We start from the raw sequence: 3,992 nt of genomic DNA on the forward strand, positions 1-3,992 counted from the left end.
GCTCCTTATTTTTTTACCTTACCATTCTCTCAAACCTTTGTCCTGTTTAGACTAGAGGTGCCTTGTCACCCGCTAAGCAATTACCCAAGCGATAATCCCTGCTATTGCTTTATTTACAACTGTCCACAGCCATATTTTGTTTTTTTTTAGCAACGTAAGTCTGTAATTCATCTATCTGGGCTATTTCGGGAATTTCATAATAATCGGGTTCGGTTGATAGGCTGTTTCCCGCCTGTTTAACCCAATTAATAACTGTATTATGAGAAACCCCCGTCAGACGTTCTATCCGCCGAAAACCATTTCCTTCTAGGTAGAGATGGAGACACCGCTTTTTGACCTTTTGGGGATAACCTCGCTCAGAATAAACATCTATAAACTGCCGAGTGCAATCTGAACAAATATGGTTTTGTTTACCTCTTTTGAAGCCATTTTTCTTGATATTGATGGACTGACAGTAGGGACAAATCATAGGTTTAGTTAGTTAACTATATTTGTCGATCATACCATAAATGTGCAACGCCCATATCTTCGTTGCTTAATTCAAAATCGAAAATGTCGAAGTTTTCGACAATTCTTTCTTTGCGAACCGATTTTGGAATCACCACGACTCCTCTTTGCGTTAGCCAGCGCAGAATTACCTGAGCAACGGTTTTCTGGTATTTCCCAGAGAGCGCAAGCAGCAGTTCATTTTTGAAAATGTTATTCTTGCCTTCAGCAAAGGGTCCCCAGGATTCAATCTGAACCTTGTTTTCCTGTAAGAATTTCTGGGTTTCAATTTGCTGATTGAAGGGATGAGTCTCAATTTGATTGACCGCAGGAACTACTTCGTTATGAACCATTAGATCCATTAAGCGATCTGGTTGGAAGTTGCTAACACCGATCGCTCTAATCTTGCCTTCTCGATATAGTTCTTCCATCGCTCGCCAAGAGCCATAGACATCGCCATAGGGCTGATGTATCAGATAGAGCTCCAGAGAATCCAATTGCAATCTTTTGAGCGATCTTTCAAACGCCTTCTTTGTGCTTTCGTAGCCAGCATCCTGAATCCAAAGCTTGGTAGTAACAAAGATCTCTTCCCTTGACACCTGGGGGGGTGACAACCCGCCCCAAACCCATAGTTAGTAGGGATTGAGCCAACTTGTGGTAAAAAAAGATAGGCAGCAGAATTGTTACACGCTTGCCTATCCAAAAAAATAATGATACTAAAATTCTACCAGACTCAAGGACAAAAATACCTGACGCCATCTCAGTTTTTGGTGATGAAAACCTTGCTATCCTTGATGCAATCAGAAAAACAAGTGAGATTAGAACGGCTCTCCCTCCTTATTTCCCTGTCTAATTACAGCCGAAAGTAAACGACGTAAATTACAAAGATTTTTAGATTTACCTCACTTAACGATCGAGTTAATTTGGTTCCCATTAATTACTTATTGGTTGACTACTTATTGCCCTGTTGGTACTCGCTTATCAATCGCCATTGATCGCAGTCAATGGGGGTGTATTAATCTGTTTATGGTTAGCTTAACCTGGGAGCGAATAGCAATTCCATTATACTGGTCATTGTTGCCCAAACTGGGCAGCAGCAACTTCGAGTCACAAACTACAAATTTACAGCCTGTTTTACCATTGTTCTCAGAATATAAAGTCATCGTTTTAGGCGACCGTGAATTTTGTTCTATCGACTTAGGAAACTGGCTGAAGTCAAAGGGTGTGTCTTTTTGCTTAAGACTGAAGAGGAATCATTGTATCGAAATAGAACATTTAGTTTGGCAACGGTTAGATAAATTAGGAATAGTACCAGGAGCCTCTTGATATTTTCAAGGTAAAAGAGTGAGAAAAACTCAGCCTGCCACGGGATTTGATGTTGCTTGTAAGTGGAAAAGAAACTACGGGACATGGAAGGTTGATGAAGCGTGGTTTATACTCACAGATTTAGGGTCATTGCCGGCAGCTATCGATGCTTACAAGCAACGGATGGGCATTGAAGAAATGTTTCGAGATTGTAAAACAGGAGGCTACGATCTGGAAGGAACTAGCTTAAAAGGAAACCGACTGATTAACATAATTCTCCTCGTAACACTCGCCTACAGTTCGGCAATATTTAAAGGCACTGATATTCGGAAAAAGCAGGTAGAAAAATATGTATGTCGGCGTCGAGAACCTAAAAAAAGATATCGAAGACGGAGTACATTTGGTGTAGGCGCAAGATGGAAAGAAGTGGGTTAATTATCTCGAACAATATTCTTTGGAGGTGGAACAGTTAATGAAGTTAACTCGAAATAAACGCCGCTTTTATCAACAAGGTATGCGGGCTGCAACCCTGATTCGGTCTATCTCCTAGACCTCTTTGTCACCCCCCCCAGGAACGCTGATGGATTTTTATCCGTTGCAATTGATATCTGAGATAAATAATTTTAACTTATCTTGACATAGCAGCAATTTTGTGTACCACCGGAAGTGTGAATTGTCAGGTGGCTGCTTGTCGTCCCAATTCATCCCCCCAGCAAATAAACTTTTGTTACATAACGTTACAATATAAGGGAAAACTACTTTCAGGCGAGCTAAACAATCAATGCGCTTAATATTAATGACTGGAAAAGGCGGCGTCGGCAAAACATCCGTAGCCGCTGCGACTGGACTGCGATGTGCCGAATTGGGATACAAAACCCTAGTGCTGAGTACAGATCCCGCTCACTCCTTAGCCGACAGCTTCGACATGGAACTCGGACACGATTCGCGGCTGGTGGAACCGAATTTGTGGGGAGCAGAATTAGACGCTCTCAGGGAATTAGAAGGAAATTGGGGAGCCGTTAAGCGCTACATTACTCAATTTTTGCGTGCCCAGGGACTCGAAGGAGTGCAAGCTGAAGAATTAGCCATCTTGCCAGGAATGGATGAAATCTTCGGTTTAGTGCGAATGAAGCGGCATTACGACGAAGGCGAATTTGATGTTTTAATTATCGATTCTGCTCCGACTGGCACAGCATTGAGACTGCTAAGTTTGCCGGAAGTTGGCGGCTGGTACATGAGAAAATTTTACAAGCCGCTGCAAGGTATCTCAGCTGCCCTTCGGCCTTTAGTTGAACCTATTTTTAGACCAATTGCGGGTTTTTCTTTACCAGACAAAGAGGTGATGGATGCACCTTACGAATTTTACGAACAAATCGAAGCTTTAGAAAAGGTTCTAACTGACAATATAGTCACTTCAGTAAGGTTAGTTACCAATCCCGAAAAAATGGTAATTAAAGAGTCTCTGCGCGCTCATGCCTATTTGAGTTTGTACAATGTAGCTACCGATTTAGTAGTAGCTAACCGGATTATTCCAGCAGAAGTAACTGATCCCTTTTTTAAACGGTGGAAAGAAAGCCAGGAAGAGTACCGTCAGCAAATTCACTTAGATTTCATGCCGCTACCAGTTAAGGAAGTGCCACTTTATTCTGAAGAAATGTGCGGTTTGGCAGCTTTAGAACGGTTGAAAGAAACGCTTTACAAAGACGAAGACCCAAGTCAAGTTTATTACAAAGAAAATACGATTAAGATCGTGCAGGAAAACAATCAATATAGTCTTGAGCTGTATTTGCCCGGAATTGCTAAGGATCAGATCCAGTTGAGCAAAACGGGAGATGAGTTGAATGTTCGGATTGGGAATCACCGCCGTAATTTGGTGTTGCCACAAGCTTTAGCGGCGCTGCAACCTTCGGGGGCGAAGATGGAGGATGATTATTTGAAAATTAAGTTTGCTTAACCTGAAATATTGCACCATTCTCAATCAGCTTTTTATGGGCGCGCTCTTCTGCCGACCCCACGAGAAATATACTCTTTGTGGAACAAGCCGGAAAGCCTGTTCTTGAAAATGGTGCAATGCGGTTTGTTATAGTCATTTCAAATAAATGTGAGACAGAGGTAAGATCATGATAAGTAAGTCGGTGAGAAAAAACAAAACTATGTTAAAATAAGTAAACATAGAGAATACGTCTACTGAGGTAACTCAA

4 protein-coding genes are annotated in these 3,992 nt (G+C 41.8%); 2 read left to right on the forward strand and 2 right to left on the reverse strand.

Annotated elements, in window-relative coordinates:
* Window positions 1-109 precede the first annotated feature (109 nt).
* Window positions 110-469 (reverse strand): IS1 family transposase, encoded by a 360-nt coding sequence (locus tag QUA38_RS29545; RefSeq protein WP_445305123.1) that lies wholly within the window; start codon window positions 467-469, stop codon window positions 110-112.
* 16 nt (window positions 470-485) lie between these two features.
* Complete coding sequence (locus QUA38_RS27870; protein ID WP_333167607.1) at window positions 486-1,085, reverse strand: aldo/keto reductase; 600 nt, start codon at window positions 1,083-1,085, stop codon at window positions 486-488.
* Between the two features lie 745 nt (window positions 1,086-1,830).
* Between QUA38_RS27870 and QUA38_RS27875 the strand changes: the two genes are divergently transcribed.
* Entirely contained in the window at window positions 1,831-2,226 is a 396-nt protein-coding gene (locus QUA38_RS27875; RefSeq protein ID WP_333167609.1) for a hypothetical protein, read from the forward strand.
* A 346-nt stretch (window positions 2,227-2,572) separates the two neighbouring features.
* Window positions 2,573-3,745, forward strand: coding sequence for a TRC40/GET3/ArsA family transport-energizing ATPase (locus QUA38_RS27880; protein ID WP_333167611.1), 1,173 nt, complete (start codon window positions 2,573-2,575; stop codon window positions 3,743-3,745).
* Window positions 3,746-3,992: the final 247 nt, after the last annotated feature.

Origin of the sequence: Microcoleus sp. Pol12B4, assembly GCF_036701385.1 — a bacterium.
GTDB lineage: Bacteria > Cyanobacteriota > Cyanobacteriia > Cyanobacteriales > Microcoleaceae > Microcoleus.